At 64.2% G+C, this 24,642-nt stretch carries 25 protein-coding genes and 1 pseudogene; 12 read left to right on the top strand and 14 right to left on the bottom strand.

Features of this window, described 5'->3' with window-relative positions:
- Positions 1 to 30 precede the first annotated feature (30 nt).
- From NCT32_RS16700 to NCT32_RS16665, 8 genes are all read left to right on the top strand, one after another.
- Positions 31 to 1,038 carry a fatty acid desaturase gene (locus NCT32_RS16700; RefSeq protein ID WP_061115922.1) on the top strand — a complete coding sequence of 336 codons (1,008 nt, stop codon included), beginning with the start codon at positions 31 to 33 and terminating at the stop codon, positions 1,036 to 1,038.
- A 47-nt stretch (positions 1,039 to 1,085) separates the two neighbouring features.
- Positions 1,086 to 1,898 (top strand): phosphate/phosphite/phosphonate ABC transporter substrate-binding protein, encoded by an 813-nt coding sequence (locus tag NCT32_RS16695; protein WP_061115923.1) that lies wholly within the window; start codon positions 1,086 to 1,088, stop codon positions 1,896 to 1,898.
- A 122-nt stretch (positions 1,899 to 2,020) separates the two neighbouring features.
- The gene (locus NCT32_RS16690; RefSeq protein WP_250490445.1) at positions 2,021 to 3,016 is read left to right on the top strand and encodes an LLM class flavin-dependent oxidoreductase; all 996 of its coding nucleotides are present in this window, start codon (positions 2,021 to 2,023) and stop codon (positions 3,014 to 3,016) included.
- 240 nt (positions 3,017 to 3,256) lie between these two features.
- Positions 3,257 to 3,502, top strand: coding sequence for a hypothetical protein (locus NCT32_RS16685; RefSeq protein ID WP_008353523.1), 246 nt, complete (start codon positions 3,257 to 3,259; stop codon positions 3,500 to 3,502).
- 365 nt (positions 3,503 to 3,867) lie between these two features.
- Positions 3,868 to 4,197, top strand: coding sequence for an H-NS family nucleoid-associated regulatory protein (locus NCT32_RS16680; RefSeq protein WP_061115924.1), 330 nt, complete (start codon positions 3,868 to 3,870; stop codon positions 4,195 to 4,197).
- A gap of 107 nt (positions 4,198 to 4,304) precedes the next feature.
- Entirely contained in the window at positions 4,305 to 4,478 is a 174-nt protein-coding gene (locus NCT32_RS16675) for a hypothetical protein (RefSeq protein WP_250477400.1), read from the top strand.
- A gap of 238 nt (positions 4,479 to 4,716) precedes the next feature.
- Positions 4,717 to 5,121: a helix-turn-helix domain-containing protein gene (locus NCT32_RS16670; protein WP_061116104.1), complete on the top strand. Its 405-nt coding sequence runs from the start codon at positions 4,717 to 4,719 to the stop codon at positions 5,119 to 5,121.
- Positions 5,122 to 5,175: 54 nt separating this feature from the next.
- A complete protein-coding gene (locus tag NCT32_RS16665) occupies positions 5,176 to 5,781 on the top strand; it encodes a copper-binding protein (RefSeq protein WP_061115925.1) in 606 nt (201 codons plus the stop codon).
- A gap of 241 nt (positions 5,782 to 6,022) precedes the next feature.
- On the opposite strand, the gene rhaS is transcribed toward NCT32_RS16665, so the two are convergent.
- From rhaS to rhaM, 6 genes are all read right to left on the bottom strand, one after another.
- Positions 6,023 to 7,036, bottom strand: coding sequence for a rhamnose ABC transporter substrate-binding protein (gene rhaS, locus NCT32_RS16660; RefSeq protein ID WP_061115926.1), 1,014 nt, complete (start codon positions 7,034 to 7,036; stop codon positions 6,023 to 6,025).
- A 73-nt stretch (positions 7,037 to 7,109) separates the two neighbouring features.
- Entirely contained in the window at positions 7,110 to 8,114 is a 1,005-nt protein-coding gene (locus tag NCT32_RS16655; protein ID WP_061115927.1) for an ABC transporter permease, read from the bottom strand.
- Entirely contained in the window at positions 8,107 to 9,147 is a 1,041-nt protein-coding gene (locus NCT32_RS16650; RefSeq protein ID WP_061116105.1) for an ABC transporter permease, read from the bottom strand. The genes NCT32_RS16655 and NCT32_RS16650 overlap by 8 nt, the downstream gene beginning before the upstream one ends.
- Positions 9,147 to 10,655 carry a sugar ABC transporter ATP-binding protein gene (locus NCT32_RS16645; RefSeq protein ID WP_409241533.1) on the bottom strand — a complete coding sequence of 503 codons (1,509 nt, stop codon included), beginning with the start codon at positions 10,653 to 10,655 and terminating at the stop codon, positions 9,147 to 9,149. The genes NCT32_RS16650 and NCT32_RS16645 overlap by 1 nt, the downstream gene beginning before the upstream one ends.
- 17 nt (positions 10,656 to 10,672) lie before the next feature.
- Complete coding sequence (locus tag NCT32_RS16640; RefSeq protein WP_061115928.1) at positions 10,673 to 11,557, bottom strand: amidohydrolase; 885 nt, start codon at positions 11,555 to 11,557, stop codon at positions 10,673 to 10,675.
- A 31-nt stretch (positions 11,558 to 11,588) separates the two neighbouring features.
- On the bottom strand, positions 11,589 to 11,903 hold the full coding sequence (gene rhaM, locus NCT32_RS16635) for an L-rhamnose mutarotase (protein ID WP_061115929.1): 315 nt from the start codon (positions 11,901 to 11,903) through the stop codon (positions 11,589 to 11,591).
- A 163-nt stretch (positions 11,904 to 12,066) separates the two neighbouring features.
- Here rhaM and NCT32_RS16630 point away from each other — a divergent pair, with 163 nt between their 5' ends.
- Positions 12,067 to 13,023, top strand: a complete 957-nt coding sequence (locus NCT32_RS16630; protein ID WP_284502306.1) for a LysR family transcriptional regulator — start codon at positions 12,067 to 12,069, stop codon at positions 13,021 to 13,023.
- Here NCT32_RS16630 and NCT32_RS16625 read toward each other — a convergent pair.
- The 5 genes and pseudogenes from NCT32_RS16625 to NCT32_RS16605 form a co-directional block, all read right to left on the bottom strand.
- Positions 13,017 to 13,799, bottom strand: coding sequence for an SDR family NAD(P)-dependent oxidoreductase (locus tag NCT32_RS16625; RefSeq protein WP_061115930.1), 783 nt, complete (start codon positions 13,797 to 13,799; stop codon positions 13,017 to 13,019). The two genes, NCT32_RS16630 and NCT32_RS16625, sit on opposite strands and share 7 nt — an antisense overlap.
- A 21-nt stretch (positions 13,800 to 13,820) precedes the next feature.
- Entirely contained in the window at positions 13,821 to 14,999 is a 1,179-nt protein-coding gene (gene rhmD, locus NCT32_RS16620; protein ID WP_250477398.1) for an L-rhamnonate dehydratase, read from the bottom strand.
- A gap of 30 nt (positions 15,000 to 15,029) precedes the next feature.
- Positions 15,030 to 16,351, bottom strand: a pseudogene (locus NCT32_RS16615) (MFS transporter).
- A gap of 22 nt (positions 16,352 to 16,373) precedes the next feature.
- Complete coding sequence (locus NCT32_RS16610; protein ID WP_061115933.1) at positions 16,374 to 17,135, bottom strand: SDR family NAD(P)-dependent oxidoreductase; 762 nt, start codon at positions 17,133 to 17,135, stop codon at positions 16,374 to 16,376.
- A gap of 116 nt (positions 17,136 to 17,251) precedes the next feature.
- Entirely contained in the window at positions 17,252 to 17,437 is a 186-nt protein-coding gene (locus tag NCT32_RS16605; protein WP_061115934.1) for a hypothetical protein, read from the bottom strand.
- Positions 17,438 to 17,523: 86 nt separating this feature from the next.
- Between NCT32_RS16605 and NCT32_RS16600 the strand changes: the two genes are divergently transcribed.
- Together NCT32_RS16600 and NCT32_RS16595 are read left to right on the top strand one after the other, a co-directional pair.
- Complete coding sequence (locus NCT32_RS16600) at positions 17,524 to 17,907, top strand: hypothetical protein (protein WP_311394671.1); 384 nt, start codon at positions 17,524 to 17,526, stop codon at positions 17,905 to 17,907.
- 172 nt (positions 17,908 to 18,079) lie between these two features.
- Positions 18,080 to 18,934 (top strand): helix-turn-helix domain-containing protein, encoded by an 855-nt coding sequence (locus tag NCT32_RS16595; RefSeq protein ID WP_061115936.1) that lies wholly within the window; start codon positions 18,080 to 18,082, stop codon positions 18,932 to 18,934.
- Between the two features lie 9 nt (positions 18,935 to 18,943).
- On the opposite strand, the gene NCT32_RS16590 is transcribed toward NCT32_RS16595, so the two are convergent.
- The 3 genes from NCT32_RS16590 to NCT32_RS16580 all read right to left on the bottom strand — a co-directional run bounded on the left by NCT32_RS16590 (position 18,944) and on the right by NCT32_RS16580 (position 23,173).
- Positions 18,944 to 20,782 (bottom strand): ATP-binding protein, encoded by a 1,839-nt coding sequence (locus NCT32_RS16590; protein ID WP_061115937.1) that lies wholly within the window; start codon positions 20,780 to 20,782, stop codon positions 18,944 to 18,946.
- 3 nt (positions 20,783 to 20,785) lie between these two features.
- Positions 20,786 to 22,423, bottom strand: a complete 1,638-nt coding sequence (locus tag NCT32_RS16585; protein WP_061115938.1) for an ATP-binding domain-containing protein — start codon at positions 22,421 to 22,423, stop codon at positions 20,786 to 20,788.
- A 78-nt stretch (positions 22,424 to 22,501) separates the two neighbouring features.
- Positions 22,502 to 23,173: a glutathione S-transferase family protein gene (locus tag NCT32_RS16580; RefSeq protein ID WP_061116108.1), complete on the bottom strand. Its 672-nt coding sequence runs from the start codon at positions 23,171 to 23,173 to the stop codon at positions 22,502 to 22,504.
- A 324-nt stretch (positions 23,174 to 23,497) separates the two neighbouring features.
- Between NCT32_RS16580 and NCT32_RS16575 the strand changes: the two genes are divergently transcribed.
- Positions 23,498 to 24,604: an acyltransferase gene (locus NCT32_RS16575; RefSeq protein WP_061115939.1), complete on the top strand. Its 1,107-nt coding sequence runs from the start codon at positions 23,498 to 23,500 to the stop codon at positions 24,602 to 24,604.
- Positions 24,605 to 24,642: the final 38 nt, after the last annotated feature.

The raw sequence follows: 24,642 nt of genomic DNA, 5'->3' as shown, positions 1-24,642 counted from the left end.
CATGGCCCTTCGTCTTTATCGAAGTCCGCCATGCCCCGCTATCTCGACGACGCCCAGCGCCAGGAACTCCAGAACCAACGCGAAAGCTGGCGCTGGCGCAGCGAATGGCCGACGTGGGCGGTGATCGTCGCGATCTACGGCGGCTGGTTCGGCGTCGCGCTCAACGCCCGCACGATCGGCCTCGTGCCGTCCATCGCGCTGCTCGCGGCGCTGTCGTGCTGGTATATGTCGCTGCAGCACGAGCTGATGCACGGGCATCCAACGCGCTGGCCGCTTCTCAACATGCTCTTCGGCATCGCCCCGCTCGCGGTGTGGTTTCCCTACGAGGTCTACCGGGAATCGCATCTGCGTCATCACGACGACGCGCATCTGACCGAACCCGGCCGCGACCCCGAAAGCTTTTACGTGACGCCGGCGCAATGGGCGAGCGCCGGCCCCGTCTTGCGCGCCGCCCTCGCCGCGCGCAACACCTTCGCGGGCCGCATGCTGATCGGACCGTGGTTCTCGATCGCGGCATCGTGGCGCGAGGCGGCGCAGGCCGTCGTCGAGCGGCGCTGGCGGATCGTCGCGAGCTGGGCGGCGCATCTCGCGTCGCTCGTGCTGCTCGCGAGCTGGCTCGAAACGCGATGCGGCATTCCGTGGCGCGCATTCGTGTTCGGCGTCGGCTATGCGTCGCTCGCGCTCGCTTCGGTGCGCTCGTTTCAGGAGCATCGTGCGGCGGAGAAGGAAAGCGAACGTACGGTCGTGAACGAAGCCGCGTGGCCGTGGCGTCTGCTCTTTCTCAACAACAACTATCACGCCGTCCATCACGACCTGCCCGGCGTGCCGTGGTTCGCGCTCGGCCAGGTGTATGCCCGCCGGCGCGACGGCTATCGCGCGAGCAACGGCGGGTTCGTCGTGCGGGGATACGGCGAATGGGCGATTCGCCATGCGTTCGCGCAGGCGGCCGAACCGGTGCATCCGTTCGCCGTTGCCGAGTCGCCGAGCGGCCGACGCCCGAGCGCGCGCAGCGGCGATACGGCCAGCCTCGCGAGCTGACGCGCCGCGCTGTACGATCCGTCATCGTCATTCGTTACCCGTTCCCGATGCACTGGCTCGCCGCCCTGCCGATGTACAACGTGACGCCCGCGCTCGCCGCGGACTGGCGCACGCTGCTCGCGCATGTGCGTGAGCATCTCGCGGACTGGCTGAGCGCGCGCGGCGATACGCTCGACATTGTCGATCCCGATAGGGATCTCACCGCCTTCTGGCTGCGCGGCGATGTGCTGTTCTCGCAGACCTGCGGCTATCCGCTCGTGCATGCGTTAGCCGATCGCGTGCGGCTCATCGGCGCGCCCGATTTCGATGTGCCCGGCTGCGAAAGCGGCACCTATCGCAGCGTGCTCGTCGCCGGCGGGCATGTCGGCGCGCAGACGATCGAACGTTGCCGCGGCCTGCGCGCCGCCTATAACGACGATGATTCCAACAGCGGCATGAATCTCTTCCGCCACGCAGTCGCCCCTTTCGCGCACGACGGACGGTTCTTCGCCTCGGTGACGAAGACCGGCGCGCATCTCGCCTCGCTGCGTGCGCTCGCCGAGGGGCGCGCGGATGTCGCCGCGATCGACTGCGTCACGTTCGCGTTCGCGCAGGCGCACCTGCCGGAACTGACGGACGGCGTGCGCGCGCTCGGCATGACGGCGAGCGCGGCCGCGCTGCCTTTCATCGCGTCGATGCGCGTGCCGCAGGACGCAATCGACACAATTTTGCAGGCACTCGCCGGCGCGCTCGATCACGATCCCGCGCTCGCCGCCCGGCTGAGGCTCAGAGGCGTCGTACGGCGCACACAGGCCGACTACGCGCCGATTCTCGACTACGAACGCGACGCCATCGGCCGCGGCTATCCGCGACTCGCCTGACCGAGCCGCGCCCGCCCGATCCGGCAGGATTCTCCCAGTTTCGGCACAATCAATTCTTTCAGCGCGTGGCATGCGCCGCGGTGCGGTCGCATCGCGATCCGCCGCGCTTTCGGAACGCCGCAATGATCCCCTTCTCGCTACTCGACCTTTCTCCGGTTCCGCTCGGCTCGACGCCGGCCGACGCCTTCGCCCATTCGCTGGATCTCGCCCGGCACGCCGAGCGCTGGGGCTATCTGCGCTACTGGCTCGCGGAGCACCACAACATGACGGGCATCGCCAGCGCGGCGACTGCTGTCGTGATCGGCCATATCGCGGCGGGCACGACGACGATTCGCGTCGGCTCGGGCGGCATCATGCTGCCGAATCACGCGCCGCTCGTGATTGCCGAGCAGTTCGGCACGCTCGCGTCGCTGTTTCCGGGGCGCATCGACCTCGGGCTCGGGCGCGCGCCCGGCACCGACCAGACCACCGCGCGTGCGCTGCGCCGCGATCTGCACGGCAGCGCCGAGTCGTTCCCGGATGATGTCGTCGAGTTGCAACGCTATTTCGCCGATCCGGTCGAAGGCCAGCGCGTGCGCGCCGTGGCCGGCGCCGGGCTGCATGTGCCGATCTGGCTGCTCGGCTCATCCCTCTTTTCGGCGCAGCTCGCGGCCGCGCTGGGGCTGCCGTTTGCGTTCGCGTCACATTTCGCACCGGATTATCTGCTGACCGCGCTGGAGGTTTATCGCAAGCAGTTCCGCCCGTCCGCGTCCCTGCAAAAGCCCTATGTGATGGTCGGCGTCAACGTCTTCGCCGCCGATACCGCCGAGGAAGCGCGCTTCCACTTCACGTCGCTGCAACAGCAATTCATCAATCTGCGTCGCGGCACGCCCGGCCAGTTGCCGCCACCGGTCGAATCGATCGCATGGAGCGACGCCGAGCGCGCGGGCGTCGAACACTCGCTGGCGTGCTCGGTAGTGGGCGCTCCGGCCGATGTGGAAGCCGGCCTGCGCTCGGTGATCGACCAGACGCAGGCGGACGAGCTGATCATCACCGCGCAGATTTTCGATCAACAGGCACGCCTGCGTTCCTTCGAGCTCGCGAGCCAGGCGCGGGACGCGATCGGCCAGGGCGCGTGAGCCCAAACGACGCCGCACAAAAAAAAGGGCCACAAGTTTCCCGCGCGCCTCACGCTGGACGCGCGCACTTTTGACAGGCAATAATGAGATACCGGAGGATGGCGCTGGCCGCGCCGCCTTTCGCGTCCGCCTCATTCGCCAATCTGAATCCCAATGCAGCGCGCCCGAATTTCGTGCACGCCGGTGGATGGCGCGGTGAAACAACAACAATGACGTCGCAAGACGGGAGGAAGAATGTCAATGCCGAGAAGCGCCGCCACCGGCGCCATGACGCTCCTGACGGAATACGACGATGCCAGCGGACAGGAAGTGCGTTCGCTGCGCCTCGAACCCGCCGCGGACGGCAAAGCCGTACTGCTGATTGAAATCGACGAGCGCAAACCCGGCATTCACCGCGAAGTGCGTTATGAAATAACACCCGCGGAACTGATTGCCGCCATTCGCGCGCATGGTGCCGAATTACCGGGGGAACAACACAGTCGTTAAAACGTTTTAATAGTTGCCACAAGCAGCATACAATAGGGTTAAGCGAGGTTCGAACGCCATGCTTCATGGCGGTGCGGGCCTCGCCATCGGTTCGTGGCTCCCCGACGTGACTTTCCGCGCGCATATGTTTCGCGCGTCCGTCACGGCGATGCGCGGGGCGGGCCAACGTTCGCATTCGGGCAATGCCCGTATTAAAGGCCAGGTCACCGGGCGAATTAATAGACGTGCGGTAAATACACTAATTGACGCGAGCCAGGCACTGCGTCACGCTTCATAAAACACTTATATTCGAGTCATCGAGCCGCCCCGGTCCGCGCGGGGTTTCGGCTCGTCTTCTGAAAATCAAAAGCTGAATCAGGAAAGCCGTGGACGAAAGAAAGCGAGACAGCATCATTGCGTATTTGCGCAGCCGAATGGCTGAGTTCGGCATTACCGAGACCGCGTTGGCTGAAGCACTGGCCGAAGCGCCGGTGGTAACACCACCGCCCTCCTTCACCAAGACCAACGGGGCTCATGGCGCGTCCAAGGCAAAACGGCCGATGCCGCAATTGCCTTTGTTTCCGCACTCCGGGGATGGCGCCGCACCGATATTCCGAAACGCAAATGGCGATACGTGGGACGGCCTCGGCGATATGCCCGAGTGGCTCAAGCGCGCGGTTCACGCCGGCCAGGACATCGAGTTCTATCGCGTTTGACACGTCGTCGATCACCTGGATACGTCCGTTCCACGGCGCACGGCGCATGACGCACGTGCGGCGTATGAATGGCATGTCGTTCGTCTGAATGCCACCGAACACACGCGTTGAAACGGACGCGCGCGGCATTGCACGCCGCGTCGCGCCTTGCGTCGCCGATCGCGCATCCGCTGCTCATCGGCAGCGTTCATAGGCAATTCGCCGAAATTTATCAAGCCGAAAAAATTTTCGCCGATGGTTGCCCGTCGAGCCTGAAAACGTTTATTGGTACTTCTCTGTAAGTCGGCCCGGCTATGCGAGCCGCACATCGGCCGACGTCAAGCACGCCCGATCAAGTCCCGCCGTCTCCATTCGACAAGGGGGCAAGCATGAACGCATACGGACGCCGCAACGTTGCATCCATCGCTCGCGCGCATCGACGGGCACAAGGACGAGCATCAGGGCCGGCTCCGCTTCTCGCGGCCGTGCCTGACGTCACGAACGATCGCACGTAATCCGAACGATCGAGCGGCGCACGCCATGCTCTCCCGTCCCGACACACTGCCGAGCGTCGTGCGACGCATGACGGCGGGACGCATGCTGCTCGATGGCGCGTCGGTCGAGGCGGTGGCCGAGCAACTGCATCTTTCCGTGCAGACAGTGCGGCGCTACAAGGCCATCGTCACCGAGGGCGGTCTCGACGCGCTCGCGAAGATGGGCGTCGGCGGGCGCGCGTCGGTGCTCGATCGCGAGGCGCTCGACTGGATCGCCGCCGCGCTGCAAGGGTCGGCCAGAGAGCATGGCTTCGGGAGCGATACCTGGACCAATGCCCGTCTGCGCGAAGTGATCGAGCGGCGCTATGGCGTGCGCTACTCGCGCGTCTATATCTGGCAGATCGCCACCAATCTCGGGCTGGGGCACTTGTTGTCGAAGTCGCGCCGATGAGGGCGTCGTTTGTGACAGTGAATGAAGCGCTATCTGAAAACAAGGAGGCAACCCATGATTCGTTCGTCAACTCAATGGCCGCATCGCTCCGTCACGCTTCTCGCGACCTGTGCGGCTCTCGCCTTCACGGCGATCGGCAATGCATCGGCTCAGGATGCGGCGTCGGCGCCGACCGCGCGCGGTGCGGCAGCAATCGCGCAAGTGCAGGCACGCGTGGTCGGCATCGATCCCGTGACTAACAGCGTGTCGCTGCAGGGTCCGGCCGGCCGTGTCGTGGAAGTGGCGGTGAATCCCGAGATCGGCAATGTCAAGAAGCTTCAGTTGGGCGATATCGTCAACATCGAATATCGCAGCGCACTGCTCGTGCGCGCGACGAAGATGAAGTCCGACGGGATACGTCAGCGCATCGACACTGAAGCGGCGATCCCGGCGTCGGGCGGCGTGATGGCGCAGGCGCGCATCGTCGAGGTGATCGGGACGATCGAGCGGGTCGATGCGAAGAACCGGCGCGTGACCTTGCGCGGGCCGAGCCGGACGGTGACGCTCGAAGTCGCGCCGGACGTGTCGCTTGCGGGGCTGAAGGCAGGCGATACGGTCCACGCGCAGTTCGAATCGGCGACGGCGGTGCAGGTGCTGAGAGCCGGGCAGGCGATCAAATGACTGTGTGCGGTTGTCCCCGGTTTTCGAAGCGGGGCAAATTCGAGGCGCGGGGTTGATGCACCACATCGCAAATCTATCCACAGTTTTTGTGGAGAGCCCTGTGGATAGCCCTGGGAGCATCGACCCAACTCGCTGATCGAAAAGGCATTTGCGGCACGCATCGACAACACGGCACCCGCTGAAAAACGAAACGCCCCGAAGGGCGTTTCGTTTCTCTCAGGTCCGCAGCGACCCCGCGTCCTCAAAAATTGAAGTTATCGATATTCGCCGCATCGAACGTAGTCGGCGGCCCGAGGATCACTTCGCCGCTCTTGCCCACCGTCCGCTTGCCGAGCTTGCCGGCATCGAACGAATCGCCTTCCTTGCCGGTGATCGTCCCCGATGCGAGATTCGCCGCCGCGAATGCCGCGAGATAACCCAACTGGCCCGGATCCCACAACTGGAACGCCTTGACCGTGCCGTTCTTCACGAACGCGCGCATCTGATTGGGCGTGCCGAGCCCCGTCACGACGACCTTGCCCTTTGCCGGCGAACTCGAGATATAGCGCGCCGCCGCCGCGATCCCCACCGATGTCGGCGCGACGATGCCCTTCAGATTCGGATACGCCTGCAACAAGCCCTGCGTTTCGACGAACGACTTCTGATCGTCGTCGTTACCATAGGCGATCTTCACGAGCTTCATCTTCGAATATTCGGGCTTCTTGAGCTCCTCCTGCATCCATTTGATCCAGGTGTTCTGATTCGTGGCGTTCGGCGTCGCCGAGAGAATCGCGAACTCGCCCTCGCCGCCGATCAGCTTCGACAGCAACTGAATCTGCCCGCGCCCGATCGCTTCCGAATCGGCCTGATTCACGAAGACCTGCCGGCCATCGGGCGCAGTATCGGAATCGAACGTCACGACCTTGATGCCCTGCGACATCGCTTTCTTCAGATACGGCACGACCGCGTTCGCATCGTTTGCCGCGATCACGATCGCATTTTGCCGCTGCGTGATGAGCGTGTTGATATAGCTCACCTGCGATGAAGCGCCCGCATCCGACGGCCCGACCACCTTGCCCTCGCCCTTCATCTCCTTGATCGCGGCCATGCCGCCGTCGTCGGCGATCACTTCGTACGGATTGTTGATCTGCTTCGGCAAAAAGGCGATCTTCAAACCGCTCTTGATATCGGCGGCGCTCGCCGTCAGCGCGACGGTCGCGGCCAGCAAGGCCGCCGCCAGCGCCGGGCCGCGCGGGAATCGAATGGGCTTTTTCATGTCGTAAAGTCTCCTGTCATTGCGCATGACTGCGCTGGTTTGCAACGGATACCCGCAACGGACATCACACTGATCAAAGCGCCTGCGCCATCAGACGCTTTTCGCGCGCGGCCCGCCAGCGCGCGACGAGATTCGGTATCAACACCGACGAGAGCAACAGCGCGCCCGTCACGATCGTCAGCGTTTCGCTCGATACATCCGCGAGCGTCAGCGCATTGCGCAACACGCCGATGATCACGAGCGACAGCAGCACGCCGATCATCGAGCCGCGTCCGCCGAAAATGCTCACGCCGCCGAACAGCACCGCCGCGATCACGGAAAGCTCGAAGCCCTCGCCGTTGTCGCCGCGGGCGCTCGTGAAGCGCAACGTATAGACGATGCCCGCGAGCGCCGCCATCGCGCCCGACATCATGAAGAGCCTGAGCTTCGTCTTCGCGACATCGATACCCGAGAACTGCGCGGCCGTCGGATTCGCGCCGATCGCAAATAGGCTCCGGCCGAAAGGTGTCGCCTGCAGCACTACCGTGAAGACGACTGCGCCCGCGATAACCAGGACAAACGGCATCGGCAGAAAGGTATTGCCGACCGTGTCGATACCGAACGCCGTGTACGACGCGGGAAAATCCGCGATGGCCTGATCGCCGAGCAGCACGTATGCGAGACCGCGAAACAATGCGAGCGTGCCGATCGTCACAGCGAGCGACGGCAGACCGAAGCGCACGATCACGAGGCCGTTGAACAAGCCCGCGAGCGTGCCGAACATCAGCACGAGGACGATGACGAGCGGCATCGGCAAACCCATGTGCCATAGCACGCCCATGAGCGCGCTGGATGCGCCCAGCACCGACGCCACCGACAGATCGATTTCCGCCGCAACGATGATGAGCGTCATCGGCAGCGCGATCAGCGCGATCTCGGTGAAGTCCGCGAGCATGTTCGAGATATTCGCCCCGGACAAAAAGAGCGGCGACAGCACACGCCCCGCGACGAGCGAAACGACGAGCACGATCGCGAGCATCGCTTCCCATTGCAGGTGGCGGCGGCGCGTCGTGGACAGCGCGGAATCGGGTTTAGCCATGATCGCGTTTCCTCATCATGCGGCGCGCGACCGAGCGCGCGAGCAATGTATCGAGCGCGATCGCCGCAACGATCAGCGCGCCTTGAATCGCCTGCTGCCAGAACGGCGACACGCGCAACACCACCAGTGCGATATTGATGACGCCGAGCACGAGCGCGCCGAGCGTGGCGCCCGCGATCGTCCCGACGCCGCCCGTGATCGCGACGCTGCCCACCACGGCCGCCGCGACCACCTGCAGCTCGATGCCCTTCGCCGTGCTGGCATCGACGGTGCCGAAGCGCGCGAGCCACAGCACGCCAGCGAGACCGGCAATGGCGCCGGAGAGCAGGAAGCCGATCATCACGCGCCGGTCCACGCGTATGCCCGCGAGCCGCGCGGCTTCGGGGTTCGAGCCGATCGCATAGTGCTCGCGCCCGCCGCGATATTGCTTCAGATACACCGACAACGCGATCAGCACGACCAGCGCGATCAGCACGAGATTCGGCACGCCGAAGAGCGCGCCTGTCGCGATGGACGCGAACGCATCGGGCAGGCTCGTCGCGTTGATCTGGCCGCCGTGGACCCACGCGTAATCCGCGCCGCGCACGATATAGAGCGTGGAAAGCGTCGCGACGAGCGATGGCACGCGTCCGAACGTGACGAGCGCGCCGTTGACCGCGCCGATCGCAAGCCCGATGCCGATGCCCGCGAGCATCGCGACGATCACCGGCATGTGCGGGAACACCACGAAGAGGCTGCCGACCGCATAGGCCGACACGCCGACCACCGACGCAACGGACAGATCGATATGCCGCATCAGCATCACGATCGTCATGCCTGCCGTAAGCAAGCCGATGATCGACACGTTGAGCAGCACGTCGCGCAGATTCTGCAGATTGAGGAAGTCGGGCTTGACCGCGGCCGTCGCGCCGATCAATACGAGCAGCACGATGAAGAGCGTCAATTCGCGGCTCTTTGCGATCGAGACCGCGAGGCTTTCGCGCTTCGTGTCGGACGGCGGCATCGCGGGTAGCGTCGGAGAGTGTCGTGTCATCATGCTGCGCGTCCCAGAGAGTCCGGCGTGGCGCCAAGCGCTGCGCTCATCACGCGTCCTTCGTTCGCATCGGCGCGAGCAATATCCGCGCTGATGCGGCCTTCGTGCATCACGAGCACGCGATCGGCCATGCCGAGCACTTCAGGCAGTTCGCTCGATATCATCAGCACGGCCATGCCCTCCTTCACGAGTTCCGCGAGCGTGCGATACACCTCCGCCTTCGCGCCCACGTCGATGCCGCGCGTCGGCTCGTCGATGATCAGCACCTTCGGGATCGTCGCGAGCCATTTGCCGAGCACGACTTTCTGCTGATTGCCGCCCGACAGCGTGCCGACGGGCGCTTCGAGATCGCTCGCCTTGAGACGAAGCCGCTTGCCCCAGTCCGCCGCGAGCGTCGATTCGCTCTTCGCCGTGATGAGTCCGTGACGCATCAGACGTCCGAGCACGGTAAGCGATGCGTTGCGCGCGATGCTCAGTTCCAGCGCGAGCCCTTGTGCGCGACGATCCTCCGGGACGAGCGCGAGTCCCGCGCGCACGGCCGTCGCCGGATGTCCCAGCGCGAGCTTTTTGCCCGCGATCTTCACTTCGCCGCCATCGACCGGATCGATGCCGAAGATCGCACGCGCGACTTCGCTGCGTCCCGCGCCGACGAGTCCCGCCAGCGCGACGATCTCGCCCGCGCGCACGTCGAAGGACACGTTCTTGAACACGCCTTCCCGCGTGAGATTGCGCACCGAGAGACGCACGTCGCCGGGCGCGACATCGGCTTTCGGATAGAACGTGTCGAGATCGCGGCCGACCATCCTGCTCACGATCGCATCGATGCTCATGTCCTGCGTGAGCGCGTCATGCACCTTCATGCCGTCGCGCATGATCGTCATGCGTTGCGTCAGCGCGAACACTTCATCGAGACGATGCGTGATGAAAAGAATCGCCACGTCGCGCTCGCGCAATGCGCGCACGATCGCGAAAAGCCGTTCCACTTCGGGCAGCGAGAGCGCGGCGGTCGGCTCGTCCATGATGAGCACGTTCGCGTCGAGCGACAAAGCCTTCGCGATCTCGACGACCTGCTGGTCCGCGATCGACAACCCGCGCACGAGGCGTTGCGCGCGCAGATTCACGCCGAGCGACGACAGCAGCGCATCGACTTCGCGATGCATCTCGTCGTAGCGAATGCGCCCGAAGCGATCGCGCGGCTGCCTGCCCATGTAAATGTTCTCGGCGATCGAGAGGTCCGCGAAAAGCGTCGGCTCCTGATAGATCACGGCGATGCCCGCATCGCGCGCCTCGGCCGGACTGGCGAAGCGGCGCGCGACGCCTTCGACGAGCAACTCGCCCGCATCGGGCTGATAGACGCCCGCGAGCAGCTTCACGAGCGTCGATTTTCCCGCGCCGTTCTCGCCGAGCAACGCGTGCACTTCGCCGGGAAAGAGTTGCAGGCTGCCGTCGCCGAGCGCGCGCACCCGGCCGAACGACTTGCTCGCATGTCTCAGTTCAAGACGTGGCATCGTCATGTGTTCACCTCTCAGATGCGATAAATGCGTTGCGCGTTGCCAACGAAGAGCGCCTGCTTTTCGCTGTCGCTCGCATCGCCGACGATGCGCGCATACGCGTTCCACAACGCCGTATACGTGCCGAACAACCGGTCCACCGGAAAGTTCGAGGCGAACATCGCGCGGTCACTGCCGAACGTGTCGATGGTTTCGTGCACGTAAGGACGCAGGCTCTCGATGGTCCAGTCATGATCGAACATCGCGAAGCCGCTCAGCTTCACCGCGACGTTCGGGCACGCAGCCAGCATGCGCATCCCTTCGCGCCACGCGCGATACCCCGGCGTCGAGTCGCGGTCCACGAACATGCCCGCATGATTGACGATGAATTGCGTGTCCGCATGCTCGCGCGCGAGTTGCGCGGCCTCTTCCATCTGCGATGGATAAAGCTGCAGGTCGAACGACATGCCGAAGCGCCTCAGCAACGCGAAGTGCCTGCGCCACTGCGGCTCGCGCATGTAATGACGCCCGACGTAGTCGTACAGCTTGTTGCGATGCACGTTGAGAATCTGGCGGATGCCGCGCGTATTGGCGAATGCCGCATGTGCTTCGAGCACTTGCTCGGCGTTCTCCGCCGACAAATCCGCGCCTGCGACGATGCCATTCGGCATGCCGTCCTTGTCCGCTACCGATTGCAGCCAGCGCGTTTCCTCGACGGGATCGGCGGGATCGTGATTCGCATCGACGTGCACGAGCTTCAACACCTCGATGTCTTCCGCGTCGCGCAGCAGATCCGCCAGCAGATAGTCGTGCTGCAGATCGCGCGCATCGCCGACGAACGACGTCTGCGGATTCGCGAGCCAGGGGTAATGATGCGTGGACAGATCCCACAGGTGAATATGCGGATCGACGACCTGCATGGTTGCGCTCCTCGCGAAAGCGGCGAAGGTTTCAGGGAAGATGAAAGACGGGCACGAGCGGCACCGTCACGGGAGCGTTGTCCGCGTGCGTCTCCATCAACTCGGCCATGGTGTCCCACCACTTGCGCATGATGGGCAGCGTCGGCAATGCGTTCGTCGTATGCGTATCCGTGCGCTGATGAATGGCGAAGAGATGCCCGGTCGATTCGTCGAGAAAGATCCGGTAATCGCGGATGCCCGCCTCGCGCAGCGCATCGGCCAGTTCCGGCCAGATCTCGCGATGGCGCTTCTCGTATTCCTCGCGCATGCCCGGCTTCAAGGTCATGCGAAATGCCACTGTCTCCATGGCGGCCCGCCTTCTTTTGATTGGTGAATCCCTGTGGTCGAGACTCGTTGTGCTGCGACTATAATTCGCCGACCGATAACACGACAATCCGATTGCAGGATTGGCCGATCGCAAAAACGTATCGCTGCGCCGCATCTTCGCGCGGCTCAAAGCGGGCTGTCGAATGATTCAGAACGTGTCCCAAAGTGTGTCGCCGAATGCGCTGGTCAATCGGCTGAAGTTCAAGCATCTCGCGCTGCTGGTCGCGCTCGACGACGCGCGCAATCTGCATCAGGCCGCCGAGACGATCAACGTCGCGCAGCCGAGCGCCAGCCGCATGCTTGCGGATATCGAGGAAGCATTCGGGTTTCTGCTCTTCGAGCGCAATGCGCGCGGCATGCAGCCGACGCCGCTCGGCACCGCCGCGCTCGCCTATGCGCGCCGCTCGCTGGCGGACCTGACCCGCTTCGCCGACGATCTCGACGCCAAGCGCCGTGGCGGTCACGGTCAGCTCACGGTCGGCGCGATCATGGGCGCCGCGCCCGATGTGCTCGCGATGGCCGTCACCGAACTGAAGTCGGAGCGGCCGCTTCTGAACGTGCGCATCCTCGGTGAGACGAGCGATCAGGTCGTGCAATTGCTGCATCGCCGCGAAGTGGATCTCGCGCTCGGCCGTCTGACGACGCCTTTGCAGCACAACGATTTCGACTTCGAACCGCTCGCGCGCGAGGCGATGCGCCTCGTCGTGCGCGCGGGGCATCCGCTTGCCGGGAAGACCGGACTCGTACTCGCCGCACTCGTCGGCTGGCCGTGGATTTTGCAGCCGATCACGAGTCCCGCGCGCGGCCTCTTCGAAGACGAACTCGCGCGCGCCGGGCTGTCGACGCCGGCCGACATCGTCGAATGCGCGTCCATCTTCGCCACGCTGCAATTGCTGCAAAACAGCGAAGCCGTCGCGATGCTGCCGGAATCCGTCGTGCGGGATTATTTGCGGGCGCAATTGCTGATCGAGTTGCCGATCGAGATCGGCAAGAGCCTGTCTGGGTTCGGGCTGCTGCGACGCAAGTTCGAGACCTTGAGCGAGCCCGCCGAGTACTTCATCGCGCTGTTGCGCAAGTATTCGGCGGTGTCGCCTCACTGAAGATTGACGAACAGACCGCCATCCACGAGGAGGGACGCGCCAGTCACATAGCGCGCGCGGTCTGAGGCGAGGAAGACGACGCATTGCGCGACATCGTCGGGTTCGCCGAGGCGGCCTAACGGAATGCGCTTTTCCATATACGCGCGTTTGTCCCTATCCGAAAGGTCATCGGCGTTCAGGTCCGTCGCGATGGTGCCCGGCATCACCGAGTTGCAGCGGATGCCATACGGCCCGAGCGCGATCGCGCAGGATTGCATCAGCGAGTGAACACCCGCCTTGGTCGGTGTGTAGTGCGTCTGCATGCCGCCGCCGACGAGCGCGCTGATCGAACTCGTCGCAACGATGGCGCCGCCCGTGCCCTGCGTCTTCATCTGGTTCGCCGCGGCCTGGGTCACGTAGAACGCGCCGTTCAGGTTCACCGCGACGGTGGATTCGTAGACAGAAGCGGGCATGTCGAGAAACGCGTGGAACGGACAGATGCCGGCGTTGCTCGACAGCACGTCGACATGGCCGAAGGCATCGACCGTGCGGGCGATCAACTCGATGCCCGTATCCCGCTCGGCGACGTTGCCTTCGACGGCGATCGCGCGCCGCCCCAACGCCTCGATCTCGCGGACGATCGACTCCACCGCCGATGCCTTGCCGTAAGACCTGTCGTTGTCGCCCCAGTAGTTGATCGCGACATCGGCGCCTTCGCGCGCGCTCGCGAGCGCGATCGCCCGGCCGATGCCGCGAGACCCGCCCGTCACCACGACGACCTTGTTTTCCAGCAGCATGAGAGGCCTCTTTCAGTGTGGTCAGTGCGTATAGGGTCTTTCGAGCTTGCATTCCGGATTCAGCCGCACGCCGAAGCCCGGCGTCTCCGGCACCTTCATGCGGCCGTTCACCGGCACGGGTTCGTCGAGCAGCAAGGGTGTGAACATCGGCACGACCTGATCGGCTTTGGGCGCCATCATCAGGAACTCGGCGAACGGCGAGTTATGCCGCGTCACGACGAAGTGATAGCTGTACACCGACGAACCGTGGGGCACGACGAGCACGTTGTGCGCATCCGCAAGCGCCGAAATCTTGATGAGCTCGGTGATGCCGCCGCACCAGCCGACATCCGGCTGAACCAGATCCGCGCAGCCCATCTCGAACAGCATGCGAAAGCCCCAGCGCGTCGCTTCGTGCTCGCCGGTCGTGACCATCATGCCGCGCGGCACCGAACGGCGCAGTTCGGCATAGCCCCAGTAGTCGTCGGGCGGCAGCGCTTCCTCGATCCACTTCAGGCCGTGCTCGCGCGCCGCATTCGCGAGACGCTTCGCGTAGTTGAGGTCGAGGCTCATCCAGCAATCGAACATGAGCCAGAAATCGTCGCCGACTTTCGCGCGCATGTCCGCGAGCTTCGCGATATTTTTCGCGAGCCCTTCCTCGCCTTCCGCCGGGCCGTGCTGCAAGGGCATCTTGCCGCCGATGAAGCCCATCTGCCTGGCGAGATCGGGGCGCGCGCCGGTCGCGTAGAACTGCAGCTCGTCGCGCACCGGACCGCCGAGCAATTGAAACACCGGCTCCTTGCGCACTTTCGCGAGCAGATCCCACAGCGCGAGATCGACGCCCGAGATCGCGTTGAGCACGATGCCCTTGCGGCCGTAGTAGAGCGTCGCGTTGTACATCTGATCCCACATCTTTTCGATGTCGGTTACGCGCTGCCCTTCGAGAAAGCGCGCCAGATGCTTCTCGACGATGAACGCGCCGATTTCGCCGCCCGTCGTCACCGCAAAGCCGACGGTGCCGTCGCTCGCCTCGATCTCGACGACGAGCGAGCCCAGCACGTTCAGCCCGAACGACTGACGGCTCTTGCGGTACTCGGGATAGCGGGCCATCGGCGTGGCGATGTGATCGTCGATCCAGTGATCGGCGCCCTGGTCGTGATAATCGGCACCGCCGCCGCGAACGGTGAAGGCGCGCACTTGGGCGATCGTGGGCATGGACATGATGAGGCTCCGTACGTGTGGTTTCGTGGTTCAGGACGCGTTCGCGGCGTCGGCGATGTGCGCGTGTTCGATGCGCCCCGGCACGCGCACCAGCGCGACGATGATGAGCGCCGCGAGCACGCTCGCGCCCGCGAGCACCATGAGGCCGGCGCTCGTCGAATGGAACGCGGCTTCGGCGGCGGTGCGGGCCATCGGTGCGAAGAAGCCGCCGAGTCCGCCGAGCGAATTGATGAGTGCGATACCGGCCGCGGCGGCCGCGCCCGTGAGATAGCGCGTCGGAAAGGTCCAGAAGAGCGGCTGTGCGGCGATGAAGCCGCTCGCCGCGCAGCACAGCGCGATGATCGAGACGACGGGCGAGGACGCAACGCCCGACACGCCGATCGCAATGCCCGACATCGCAAGCAGCGCCACCGCGCACGGACGATGCCTTCCGGTGCGATCGGCGTAGCGCGGCACGATCCACGTGACGATCACGGCGGCGATCCACGGCAGCGCCGTCACGAGCCCGACGCGAAAGCCCACCTTGGTGCCCAGCAGCGCCGACACCTGTTGCGGCAAATAGAAGACGACGCCATATACCGCAGCCTGAATCAGGAAATACACACAGCACAGCACGAGCACGCGCGGATCGACGAGCGACGCGAGCACGCTGCGCGGACCGTGCGACGAGGCGATGCGCGCATCTTCGTCGAGGCGGCCGACGAGCAGCGCGCGCTGGTCCTGGGTGAGCCATCGGGCTTGCGCGGGATCGTCGTCGAGATACCAGAACGCGCATACGCCGACGATCGACGCAAGCAGCCCTTCGACGAGAAAGAGCCATTGCCAGCCCTTGAAACCGAACGCACCGTGCAGATCGAGCAGCAGGCCCGACAGCGGCGCGCCGAAGATGAACGCGAGCGGCGCGCCGAAATAAAACACGCCGAGCGCACGCGCCCGCGACGATTGCGCAAACCAGCGCGTCAGGTAATAGACGATGCCCGGAAAGAAGCCCGCCTCCGCCACGCCGAGCAGAAAGCGCAAGGCGTAGAACGTGGTGGCGTCATGCGCGAAGGCCATCGCAGCCGAGACGAGGCCCCACGTCACCATGATGCGGCACATCCACAGCTTCGCGCCGACGCGATGCAACAGCAGATTGCTCGGCACCTCGAACATCGCGTAGCCGACGAAGAACACGCCCGCGCCGAACCTAACGCGGCATTCGTCAAACCGGTGTCCTGCTGCAGCGCCTTTTGCGCGAAGCCGATGTTCGCGCGGTCCAGAAACGCGAGCACGTACATGAGGAGCAGAAACGGCAAGAGCCTGCGCATCACGCGGGACGTGACGGCGCCTTCCGCTTGGGCGGAGTGATTCATCGCGATTCTCCCGAAGACGCAATCAGTACGTCGCGCGTCCGCCCGACAGGTCGAACACCGCGCCGGTGCTGAACGCGCAGTCCTCGGAGGAGAGCCAAAGAATCAGCGACGCGGCTTCCTGCGGCAACAGGAAGCGGTTCATCGGGATCTTGGAGAGCATGTAGTCGATGTGCTGCTGCGACATCGAATCGAAAATTTCGGTTTTGGCCGCGGCGGGCGTCACGGCGTTCACGAGGATGTTCTTCCCCGCCAGCTCCTTGCCGAGCGATTTCGTAAGGCCGATCAGCCCGGCCTTCGACGCGCTGTAGTGCGACGCATTCGGATTGCCTTCCTTACCGGCGATCGACGCGATATTGACGATGCGCCCGTAGCCCGCTTTCAGCATGTGCGGCACGACGGCGCGACAGGTCAGATACGGGCCGATCAGATTGACGTCGATCACGCGGCGCCACACGTCGGGCGCGAGTTCCCAGGTCGTGCCGTTGCCGCCGGTGATGCCCGCATTGTTCACGAGCACGTCGATCCTGCCGTGCATGGCCAGCGTCTTGTTCGCGGCGGCGTCGACGGACGATTCGTCGGTCAGTTCGACGACGGCGTCGCTGACCTTGCGCTCCTTGTACTTCGCCGAGAGTTCCGCGCTCGTGCGCGCGAGGCGCTCGCCGTCGACGTCCCACAGCGACACATCGGCGCCCGATTCGAGCGCCCGCTCCGCCACCGCGAGGCCAATGCCCCGCGCCCCGCCGGTGATGATCACGACGCGGTCGGCCAGGTCGATACGGTTCATGGTTCGTCTCCTTTCGTTGTTGTCGCTATGGTTGTCATGCCGTCGAGGCACTATAGTCCCGCGCCAATAGCGCAACAATTCGAAAGGGCGATCGTTCGATAACAAAAGCGGATCGCTTACCGCCGCAGCACGCCGGATGTCGTGTCGCGTTGCGAGCGGACGGTCTGCGCCGGGGGCACATGGCCGCGCGAAACAGGAAGCGAGTCTTTGAAATGTCTGTCCGCAAAAAGAGCGAATGCAAAAAGCGCCGCGACGCCAACCGGACAAATCAGAAAAGCAGCAATCAACACAATTAGCTCCATTCAACGATTCTTCGCAGTGTATCGCCGGCAAAGCCGCTAATTGTCGCGAAAATCGGCAATACTCCGTTCAACAATCGCGAACTTTCATGCAGGATTTCGCCGATGGACACCGTTCGCACGCAGCGCGGGCAACACCGGGAACGATCGTTGCTAAAGCCCTCGACCGTCCAATCGTGACGCTCATTCAACTCAAAAAAAGTATGTTCACACCGAAAGCCTGCACTGCAACCTGCGTACTCGACGGAACGCCCGTCACACTCACCTACTTTCCCGACAGCACCCTTCTGCGCATCACCGATGTCAACGGCCACTGCGTGCGCGAAACGCGGTGGCCCGCGCCGTGGCGCACCTTGCTCGCGACGCTGCGTGAATTCAGCGGACGGGACGCCCGAAATCAGCTTTCGACGCTGCTCGACGAGATCCCCGTCGCGCCCAAACCGGCGCACGAACGCGCATCGGCGCTGGCGTAACGGAAGGACCGTTCGCGGCCCGGTGCGAGCGGGCCCGCGGCGAGCCTTCTGCCGACGCATTTTGAGTGCACGGACCCATGCCATTTACAATATCGAATCACTGCGCATGGGCCGTCCGTTCCGCGCCGAACACGCCCCGTAGATTCCCACTCTCACGTATCCGACTGGCTGTATGGTCACTGAAACGTCTTCTTCGGAATCCCTCGCCGTCGCGGAGCGCGTGCGCGAGCTGATGGGCCGTCATGGCATCGGAAAGCGGCAGCAGACTGCCGAGCTGTGCCGCATTCTCGACCTGAGCTTTTCGCAGGGCCATCGCAAGCTGCGCGGCAACAGTCCGTGGACGCTCGCGCAGATTCGCCGCGTCGCCGATGCGTTCGACGAGCCCGCGCTCAAGCTCTTCGATTCGATCAATACGCGCCCCGACGAAACCGAGGGCACCGCGCACGACGCCGTCTTCAAGCTCGGTTCGGTGGAGATTCCTTGCATGGCGTGGGTCGGCAGTGCGCTGGAAGCAGGCAGCCGTCCGGATTTCATCGCGCAAAAGCTCAACAATCGCTGGATCGTCTCGAAGCATGAAGGCGTGCTGCTTCAGGAAGCCTGCGACGTTCACAAAATCGAGATCCAGCCGCGCCGGCCGGACACCGACAAGCCCATCATCGCCGTGGTGGACGACGACCACGCTTCCGCCGACAACCTGCACGACTATCTCGAAGCCACCGGCTTCACGGCGATGGCCTTCTACGGCCTCGACGCCTTCCTCGAAGCACTGCAGACGCAGGTGTTCGATGCCGTGGTAATGGACTGGCTGTTCGGCATGCATACGTCGGCGGACGCGATCCGCGCGGTGCGCGCGTCGGACAACCCGGACGCGCCGGTCTTCGTGCTCACGGGCGAGCTCACAACGGGCAAGGCGAGCGAATCGGAGATCAGCCAGGTCATCCGCGACTACAACGTGACGTGTTTCGAGAAGCCCGCGCGCCTTGGCATTCTCGTCGCGGACCTTTCCAAGCGCCTGATGCGCAGCTAGCGGCGAACCCTACGCGACGCGCCTGCGCACGGTCACCGCGCGGTGCACCGCGCCCTTCAGCACCTCATAGCGCACGGGCTTGAGCAAGTAGTCGAAGAACAGCACCGCCGCGCTCGGGTCCACCAGTTCCGGCGCGTAGGCGCTCACCGCGATGATCGGCACGCTCGCTCCCGGCGCACTGCGCGCGCGGTATTCGTTGGCGAACGAGTAGCCGTCCTTGCCGGGCATATGCAAGTCCGCGAGGATCACGTCGGCGTCGTTCTCGCGCAGCCACGCGAGCGCGCTATCCACATCGGGCAAGGCGACTGCGGAATAACCCAGGTGCGTGAGCATCTCGAGCAGCGAGTCGCGGATCGACTCGTGGTCGTCGATCACGAGCACACGCGATTTGCGCAACTCGGGCGCGTCGGCTTCCGGCTCGCCTCCGGGCAGCCGGTCCGCCGACACCGCCGGCAGGCTCACGCGAAACGCGGCGCCCTGTCCCACTTCGCTCGACACCTCGATCCTCCCGCCGAGCAGGTCGACGAGTCCGCGCACCACCGCGAGACCCATTCCGGCGCCGTCGAAACGCCGCGTGCTCGATGAATCGAGCTGCGTGAACTCCTGAAAAATAAGCGGCAACTGCTCGCGCGATATGCCGGGGCCCGTGTCGATCACCGAAATGTCGAGGCGCTCCTCCGTGCGCGCAAAATGCACGTCGATGGACCCGACTTCGGTGTATTTGATCGCGTTGGTCACGAGATTCGTCACGATCTGCCGCACGCGATGCGGGTCGGATTCGATTGGCCGGCGCTCGCCCGCGTAGTCGCCGCGCAATTCCAGCCCTTTCGCGGTCGCGGCGGGCGTGTTCGCATCGACGATCGAATCGAGCAGTTCCACCGGATCGAAGACCGTCATGCGCAATTCGAGCTTGCCTGCGCCGAGACGCGCGTAGTCGGTCAGATCGCGCATCTGCGCTTCGAGTTGGCGCGCCCCTGTTTCCAGGCGCTGCATGATTCTGCGGTCGGCATCGCCGCGCGCATTGAGCCCGAGCAATTCGACCGAAGATACGATCGCGTGCAGCGGCGTGCGCAACTCGTGGCTGATCATGCCGAGGAACGTGTCCTTGGCGACGCCGGCCTCGCGCGCCGCGCGGGTCGCCTGATGCTCGGCCGCGAGCGCCGCGCGCTGCTGCTCGATGAGACGCGTGCGCCGATACCCGTTCATCAGCAGCAACGCCGTCGCCGCCGCCGACAGCAGACCCAAGAGGATGCCGCCGTAGATGAGATAGCGGCGCTTCGCCTCGAAGTCGCGCACGATCGCCTCGCGCTCGGCCACGTCCATGAGCCGCCGTCCGCTCGCCAGTTCCGCGACGGCCGGCGCGTTCTGACGCAGCACGCCGATCACGCGCAAGGTGTGCTGACGCTCGGCCTGTAGCCCTTCGACGTCCAGTTGGATCGAATCGAGCGCGGTCTGCAATTGCCGCTGGATTTCGCGCTGCCGGTTCAGCAGCGCTTCGTGTCCATCCGACAGTCCCGCCGATTCCGACACCTGTTTGAGCCGCGCGCGCAGCAGCCGATAGCTCGCGCGCACGGCGTTCGCATCCTCGTCGATGCCGTTGCGGTACAGCAATACATGATTCTCGAAGCGCTCATAGGCGAGCTGGAACTGCGCGGCGTCCCAGTACACGTCGTAGGGCACAACGAGCCTGTGCGTCTCGCGCGCGAGCAGGCCCGAATAGAGCATGTAGCCGACCGCGCCGATCGGCGGCGCGACCGCGAGCGCGATCAGCGCCGCATACCAGAGACGGCGGAACCACGGACGCGCGGCGGGCGCGCCCAGGGACGGTTCTGTGCCGGGAACGGCCATGCGCTACTGCAGCGCGTCGATGGCCCGGGCCGCGCGTTCGGATGCGACCACGATCAGCTTCATCGTCGCGCGTGTCGCTCCGACGAAGATCTTGCGCGCGGCCTGCTCGTCGAGCGCCTCGAAATCGACTTCCGTGAGGATCACGCACGGCGCGGATTGCCCCTTGAAGCGATAGATCGATTCCAGCAGCACATCGCCCTCGCGATACTCCGGGTTGCCGAACAGGTCATACGTGCCGGTGAACGCGCGCAGCCGGTGCGGGCCGAGCTGATCGACGGCGGTGAGCGCCGAGCCCTCGCGGCCCCGAAACGACAGCACCGCGATGTCCTGCTTGCGAAAGCCGAGCGAGAGCGCATGCGTGATCGCCCGCTTGGTCGCCTCGATGATTTCCTCGGGATGCCCGTCCTCGTAGGTCGATACGCTCACGTCCGAGCCGTCGAAGGGACTGCCCGCGTCGAGCCGCACATCCGGCCCGACGATCTTGCGGATGAAGCCGAGCAGGTCGCGCGGACTGCGGTAGTTGGTGGTCTCGCGCAGGATGGTCCAGCCCGGCAGCGGCACCGGCTCGCGCAGATAGAGGTTCTGCATCGGATCTTCGAGCCACCACCACGCGCCGTCCGGATTGAGCAGGCGCTCGAGCGCTTCGACCCAGGCCGCCTGAAAGTCCTGGCCTTCATCGACGATCAGGACGTCCGTCTTCCACTGTTCAGGCACCGGCACGGCGGCGAAGCGTTCTTCGAGCGTCGCGAAAACGTTCGGCTGGCTGAAATCGGGCGGGCTGCCGGCGTCACGGGCGACGGCCGCGCTCAACTGATGGTAGTTCGCAATCTTCGCCTCTTTCGGCGCAATGGCGCGGATATGATCGGCGAGCGGCCGGTTGAAGCATACGTAGAGCACGCTCTTGCCTTGCGCGAGCGCGTCGCGCATCACGCGCACGGCGAGCTGCGTCTTGCCCGCGCCGGCGGTCGCGATCACGCGCAGGCGAAATGGTTCGAATTCCAGCCGGCGCGCCCAGGTCGCGAGCCCGCCCGACAGCCGCGTGACGAGCGTGTTTGCCGCGCCGACGAGCGCATTGGTGTCGGGCGTGAGCGAGAGTTCATCGGCGAGAAAATGATGGATGCGCGCCGCCGATTCGAAGCGGGGCTCATCGGGCGGCAGAATGTCCAGCACGACGCGCGCAAGCTGCGACTTGCGGCTCGCATCGACGATGCGCGCGGGCGCGACGCCCGCAATCGCCGCGTTCTTCACGGTGTAGTCGGGGCAATACAGCAATTCCTCGATCCGGTACGTGCCCGCGCCGAACGCCGCGGTGAAGCGCCGGTGCAGGTTCTCCAGCGTGCGCGCGAGCTGAATGGCGACGTTGCGTTCCTTCTGCAGATAGACCTTCACGAGACCCTGCCCGGTTTCGCGCAGAAAGCCCGCCTTCTGTTCGATCATCAATACACGCCCCGACGGCGCAACGACGACGAAATCCGCTTCGCCAAACACGGAGAAGCCTTCGTTGACGCGCGTCCAGTGAACGCCGTGATACACCGTGTAGTCGTCGGGCAATTTTTCGAGCAGCGCGAGCGTTTCGAGCTCGCGCGCCGCCGCGCCGGTCGCTTCGAGATTCTTCCAGTCATCGGGAACGATTCGGGCCATGCGTCGCCTTTGGGCTGAGTGGTTGCGTGCGACTCATTGTACGCAACGCCTCTCGCATGCCGGCAGTCGGCCGAACGGCTAACTGGCGTAATCGTATCGGCCGCCTCGCGCGAGCGCGCGCTGGTATGCCGGCCGCGCGTGGATGCGTTCGAGAAACGCGCGGATATGCGGCATCGACTTCGCGCCGGCACGGGCACTGCCGGCTTCGAGCGGGAAGCTCATCTGCACGTCGGCGGCGGTGAATGTCTCGCCCGCGAACCACGGCGACTTCGCGAGCTGGGCGTCGATATAGCCGAAGTGCAAGCGCAGTTGCGGATCGATGAAACTGCTTTGCATCGTCTGCGCGATGCGCCGCGCGATCGGCTTCGCGAAAAACGGCATCTTCGCGCTCTCCAGCCGCCGCGCGACGAGTTTGAGCAAGAGCGGCGGCATTGCCGAGCCTTCCGCGTAATGCATCCAGTAGTTGTAGCGCACGCGTTCGGGCGACGTGCCGGGCGGCGGCGAGAAACGGCCCTCGCCGTAGCGGTCGACGAGATATTCGATGATCGCCCCCGATTCGGCGAGCGTCATGCCGTCGACGGTCACGACCGGCGATTTGCCGAGCGGATGCACCGCGCGCAATTCGGGCGGCGCGAGCATCGTCCGCGGGTCGCGCTGATAGCGCTTCAGTTCATATTCGACGCCGAGTTCTTCCAGCATCCACAGCACGCGCTGCGAGCGGGAATTGTTGAGATGATGGACGGTCAGCATGAGGTATTTGTTGGCTTTCGACCGGAGGCCTTGTCTGGCGGGAGTGTAGCGCGTCGGAATTCCGCGATCCTGATTTCCCAACAGGGCCATTCCTTATATTCGCGATGCCGGTGCGCATAGCCGCATATCGACGGCGCGCCGAAATCGGCCTTACTCGCGGTCAAGCAGACGCGTAAAAACTGCCGAGTGCGTGTCTCATCTGCGCCACAAAACAACATTCTTCGACACCGAGACCAATTGCTACGGCGCTGTTTTTTCACGGTTTTAAGTCGGTTCATATAAAATCCGTCCGACGAAAAATTACAAGAATTTGCCCGAGGAAACATGCTGAAGCCCCTTACGTCGCTCAGATTCATCGCAGCCGCAGCGGTAGTTTTTGCTCACTTCGGCTACCCGTACGAGACCGGCGGTTTGGCCGTAGGGTTCTTCTTCCTGCTCTCCGGCTTTATCCTCGCGCACAACTACGCCGACAAGTTCGAAAGCCTGACGGTCGGATCGGTCGCGAAATTGTGGGCGCTGCGCGTCGCCCGTATCTGGCCGCTGCACCTGTTTATGTTCGCCGCGGTCGTGCCGCTGATCTGGATTCGTGGCACGCAATACACAGACTGGCAAACGCTGGCAAACGTGTTCCTGCTACACGCGTGGTATCCAGACGGCGCGAACATCTTCTCCTACAACGGCGTGTCGTGGTCGATCTCGGACGAGTTGTTCTTCTATATCTCGCTTCCGTTCCTGCTGTTCGCCTTCAACCGTTTCGGCGTGAGTCGCAGCGCGACGCGCGCGGCATTGGCGGGGATCGCGGCATTCGCCTGCCTGTTCCTGATCGCGCTGTTGCTGCGAACGAAGATGCAAGCGTTTTCGTTCGACTGGTGGCTCATGATGGTATCGCCCTACGTCCGGATATTTGATTTCATCATCGGTCTGAGCCTCGGGCTGTTGTTCAATCGCCTGCAAGGCATGGGCGATCGGTGGTTCGATGCCGCGCTGTTCACCGCGCTGGAAATCGCGTCGCTCTGGTTTCTCGTCGTGCTGTACCGGTCTACGTGGCACAAGTGGCCGACGCTCGCGAACAGCGCCTACTATCAGCCGGCAATGGTCGCGATCATTTTCGTGTTCGCATTCCAGCGCGGGCTGCTGTCGAAGATGCTTTCGAACCGGCCGATGATGCATCTGGGCGAGATCAGTTTCGCGCTCTACATGGTGCATCAACCGATCATGTACTACGCTGATCACTTCATCGGACCCACGATAATGATCGCCAAGGACATCAGCCACATATGGGGGCAGGTGCTGCTATCGGTGCTGATGCTCGCGATCGCGGATTGCGCCTATCGATATATCGAGGTTCCATCTAGGAACGCCGTGCGGGCACTGATATCAGAACGGCGCGCCTCGGCGCAAACATCTCCCGGAGCGACAATCCCCGGCTAGGTGACGGCCTTTACGCGGAGTGCAGCTAAACCTTCAGT

The sequence above is a fragment of the Caballeronia sp. INML2 genome, assembly GCF_023631365.1.
Classification (GTDB): Bacteria; Pseudomonadota; Gammaproteobacteria; order Burkholderiales; family Burkholderiaceae; genus Caballeronia; species Caballeronia turbans.
Note: the sequence above shows the minus strand (reverse complement) of the source record. Positions and strands in the feature narration are given on the sequence as shown.

Excerpts from the sequence above, each read along its gene's own strand:
- NCT32_RS16685 (WP_008353523.1), top strand. The coding sequence starts at position 3,257 with ATGCCGAGAAGCGCCGCCACCGGCGCCATGACGCTCCTGACGGAATAC.
- NCT32_RS16665 (WP_061115925.1), top strand. The coding sequence starts at position 5,176 with ATGATTCGTTCGTCAACTCAATGGCCGCATCGCTCCGTCACGCTTCTC.
- NCT32_RS16670 (WP_061116104.1), top strand. The coding sequence starts at position 4,717 with ATGCTCTCCCGTCCCGACACACTGCCGAGCGTCGTGCGACGCATGACG.
- NCT32_RS16700 (WP_061115922.1), top strand. The coding sequence starts at position 31 with ATGCCCCGCTATCTCGACGACGCCCAGCGCCAGGAACTCCAGAACCAA.
- NCT32_RS16605 (WP_061115934.1), bottom strand. The coding sequence starts at position 17,437 with ATGGAGCTAATTGTGTTGATTGCTGCTTTTCTGATTTGTCCGGTTGGC.
- NCT32_RS16585 (WP_061115938.1), bottom strand. The coding sequence starts at position 22,423 with ATGGCCCGAATCGTTCCCGATGACTGGAAGAATCTCGAAGCGACCGGC.
- rhaS (WP_061115926.1), bottom strand. The coding sequence starts at position 7,036 with ATGAAAAAGCCCATTCGATTCCCGCGCGGCCCGGCGCTGGCGGCGGCC.
- NCT32_RS16690 (WP_250490445.1), top strand. The coding sequence starts at position 2,021 with ATGATCCCCTTCTCGCTACTCGACCTTTCTCCGGTTCCGCTCGGCTCG.
- NCT32_RS16645 (WP_409241533.1), bottom strand. The coding sequence starts at position 10,655 with ATGCCACGTCTTGAACTGAGACATGCGAGCAAGTCGTTCGGCCGGGTG.
- NCT32_RS16595 (WP_061115936.1), top strand. The coding sequence starts at position 18,080 with ATGGTCACTGAAACGTCTTCTTCGGAATCCCTCGCCGTCGCGGAGCGC.
- rhaM (WP_061115929.1), bottom strand. The coding sequence starts at position 11,903 with ATGGAGACAGTGGCATTTCGCATGACCTTGAAGCCGGGCATGCGCGAG.
- rhmD (WP_250477398.1), bottom strand. The coding sequence starts at position 14,999 with ATGTCCATGCCCACGATCGCCCAAGTGCGCGCCTTCACCGTTCGCGGC.
- NCT32_RS16625 (WP_061115930.1), bottom strand. The coding sequence starts at position 13,799 with ATGCTGCTGGAAAACAAGGTCGTCGTGGTGACGGGCGGGTCTCGCGGC.
- NCT32_RS16575 (WP_061115939.1), top strand. The coding sequence starts at position 23,498 with ATGCTGAAGCCCCTTACGTCGCTCAGATTCATCGCAGCCGCAGCGGTA.
- NCT32_RS16650 (WP_061116105.1), bottom strand. The coding sequence starts at position 9,147 with ATGACACGACACTCTCCGACGCTACCCGCGATGCCGCCGTCCGACACG.
- NCT32_RS16630 (WP_284502306.1), top strand. The coding sequence starts at position 12,067 with ATGATTCAGAACGTGTCCCAAAGTGTGTCGCCGAATGCGCTGGTCAAT.
- NCT32_RS16580 (WP_061116108.1), bottom strand. The coding sequence starts at position 23,173 with ATGCTGACCGTCCATCATCTCAACAATTCCCGCTCGCAGCGCGTGCTG.
- NCT32_RS16590 (WP_061115937.1), bottom strand. The coding sequence starts at position 20,782 with ATGGCCGTTCCCGGCACAGAACCGTCCCTGGGCGCGCCCGCCGCGCGT.
- NCT32_RS16600 (WP_311394671.1), top strand. The coding sequence starts at position 17,524 with ATGCAGGATTTCGCCGATGGACACCGTTCGCACGCAGCGCGGGCAACA.
- NCT32_RS16695 (WP_061115923.1), top strand. The coding sequence starts at position 1,086 with ATGCACTGGCTCGCCGCCCTGCCGATGTACAACGTGACGCCCGCGCTC.
- NCT32_RS16655 (WP_061115927.1), bottom strand. The coding sequence starts at position 8,114 with ATGGCTAAACCCGATTCCGCGCTGTCCACGACGCGCCGCCGCCACCTG.
- NCT32_RS16610 (WP_061115933.1), bottom strand. The coding sequence starts at position 17,135 with ATGAACCGTATCGACCTGGCCGACCGCGTCGTGATCATCACCGGCGGG.
- NCT32_RS16640 (WP_061115928.1), bottom strand. The coding sequence starts at position 11,557 with ATGCAGGTCGTCGATCCGCATATTCACCTGTGGGATCTGTCCACGCAT.